A 2,710-nucleotide genomic window follows, 5' to 3' on the forward strand; every position below is an offset into this window, starting at 1 on the left:
GCTCGAAGTGCAACCGCATCTTGTGCGAACCGGTACGGAGCTCACTCTCCATACGGACGAGCGACAAATTATGGTGGAGATGGATCACCGCCGTATCGAAAGGGTTTTGCGTAACCTCTTGTTCAATGCAGTGGAGCACAGCGAAGGTAACCCGATTGAGGTGTACATCGGCGTGAACGAAAACACGGTAGGTCTTGCAGTACGTGACCACGGTATCGGTATGAAACCTGAGCATTTGGATCAAGTTTTCAATCGTTTCTGGCGTGCTGATCCTTCCCGTAAACGTACGTTGGGAGGAACCGGTTTGGGGCTTTCTATCGCAGCCGAGGACGTGCGTTTGCACCAAGGAACACTGGAAGCGTGGGGCAAGCCGGACGAAGGTGCGTGCTTCCGCATGACCTTGCCGCTGACTCAAGATATTCCTATGGGGTCCTCGCCCGTGCTACTAACAGGTGAACCAGAAAACGGTTCTCTGCGGTCAACGGAGCAAACTGCCGCCACGGGTAGCATACTCACTGTAGCTTCGCTCGATCACGAACTCGATAAGCCTGAACCAAATTCTCGTTATACCGCTGCTTCTTCGGAGGAAGTACCCGATGAAAATTAGACCTTTGTACAAAGTTTCTTCTTTGGGGCTCATCTTTCTGCTCACAGCTACAAGTTGCGGGAGTATTCCAACTGACGGTTCCGTCAACCACTATGCTGACCCTGCACAGAGTGCCTCGCCTTCTGCGGCGGATATCCAGGCACAGGGACCGAGCCAGAACGCTAGCCCAGAACAAATTGTGCGTGGATTTATAGAGGCAGGTATCGGCGCCAACGATGATTACACAGTGGCGCGTGAGTTTTTGACACCCGAATTTGCGCAGACCTGGCAACCTGATGATAAGACCCTCGTCTATGGAGACCAGGTGAATCTCAAACAGGGGGGAAAGAGCGAGGACTTCGTCGTCAATGTACCGGTAACAACTGAGATTGATAAGAAGGGTATCGCTACCTCCTTTGACGCGGCGGAAAACCAGGATGTCAACATTACGGTTAAGCAGGTGGACGGACAGTGGCGTATCGCTTCCGCACCGAATGCCATCGTCATTTCTCGGGCGAACTTCGAAAAGGTCTTTACTCCTTTCACGCTCTATTTTTACGATTCCACGTTTACCTATGCCGTGCCGGATACGCGCTGGTTTGCAGACCGTAGTACGGTTGCTACGTCGTTGGTTCGCGTGCTGTTGCAGGGCCCGGCGCCCTACCTTGAGGGCGCTGTCAGCTCTGCTGTACCCGAAGGCACACAGCTCAATCGGAATTCAGTGCCGGTTAATGGGGGCACCGCAACGGTGGATGTGAATACAGCAGAACCGGCGGCTAATCTCTCCCAGCTTGATATTGAAAGATTCCAAACTCAGCTCACTCAAACGTTGTCCCAGCTCAACGGAGTGCAGGCAATTCAGCTTTCCGTTCAAGACCAGGTTTTGAAGCAGAACAGTTTGGATGATTATCAGGCGCCAGTCATCAATCCCGATGTGGGTCCGCAAGTTGTGGGATTCTCTGGCAAGGATATGAGGATGAGCGAAAACTTCCGCGATGATAGTAATCTGACCACCATTTATACCTCGGATGATGCAATGCAACTTCCCGCTATGGGGTATAAGAGACAGAACTTTGCTTATCTCAACGCTGCCCGCAACTCGCTGAACTGGATTAACTCCAATACACGCAAGACTGTCATGATGGGGGAAATGCTCACTCAGCCATCATTTGATCAATTCCAGTGGTTATGGTCCTCTACTTCTGATGGGGAGGTCAAGGCTATATCTATCGCGAATCGAGAGAATCAAACTCCGCGCACCATTTCTGCAGATTGGCTCAAAGACTACACGGTGAGCTCCTTGAAAATTTCGCGCGACGGCACACGCGCTGTGATTGTGACTCAAAGCGGCGGAGAATCAGCCGTCTGGATGTCGGGTATCAAACGCGGGTCCGACAATACTCCGGAGGCCTTGATGGAACCAATCCGCTTGAGCAGTACCGGTAAGGTCTCAGATGCTCAGTGGTATAGCGATTCTTCTGTGCTCTTGGCTGACTATTCGCAGGGGAGCACAGAGATCGTAAACCTCTCGGGCGAGGTCAAACAGATTGAAACTCTCGATGGTCTAGCAAGCATCTCTGCTGCCCCCGGTAGCGAAACTGCACTGGCGCATACCCAAGATGAAAGCGTCTACAGATTGCTCGACGGGCGATGGTCACGCATTGATATTTCGCTGGAAGACGCTAATTTCTCCGGGTAGTTCATCTATTCACTACAAGTTATCCACAGTTGAAAATAAACCTGGTGTAGCTGATGCTCGGGCGGTGACACTGGAGGTATGCAACTTTTTCCTCAGACACCTCAACTGCGACATCACGCTCATACTCATCGTGATGCGGAGACCTTCTGGGCTCTTCTTTATTCGGTTTACGAACTCTTCTTTCCTCGAACGTGTGCCAGTTGCCTCTCCTATGGGCAGTGCATGGGGCTGGGCAGAGCGCTCTGCACGAGATGCGATTATCTAGTGAGGTATTCGTTAGTGAAAGTTATGCGACCAAAATCAAGATATGCTCTTCCTCCGGTTTTTTCCGCAGGAGCTTATACGCACGAGCTAGCCCGTTGTATTTTAGCTTTTAAGAATGGTGGCAGAACTGATCTGACTGAATATTTTGTGACCGGGCTGGT

At 51.4% G+C, this 2,710-nt stretch carries 2 protein-coding genes; both read left to right on the forward strand.

The genetic code is table 11. The features are described 5' to 3' along the window. A partial coding sequence (locus tag A7E48_RS00790; protein ID WP_141669319.1) for a HAMP domain-containing sensor histidine kinase occupies window positions 1-607 on the forward strand: 607 nt, incomplete at its 5' end. After that, window positions 597-2,285: an LpqB family beta-propeller domain-containing protein gene (locus A7E48_RS00795; RefSeq protein WP_068168192.1), complete on the forward strand. Its 1,689-nt coding sequence runs from the start codon at window positions 597-599 to the stop codon at window positions 2,283-2,285. The genes A7E48_RS00790 and A7E48_RS00795, both read left to right, overlap by 11 nt. The last annotated feature ends 425 nt before the right edge of the window (window positions 2,286-2,710 follow it).

Origin of the sequence: Rothia sp. ND6WE1A, from assembly GCF_001683935.1 — a bacterium.
GTDB lineage: Bacteria > Actinomycetota > Actinomycetes > Actinomycetales > Micrococcaceae > Rothia > Rothia amarae.

Coding starts and splice junctions, on each gene's coding strand:
- A7E48_RS00795 (WP_068168192.1), top strand. CDS start 597: ATGAAAATTAGACCTTTGTACAAAGTTTCTTCTTTGGGGCTCATCTTT.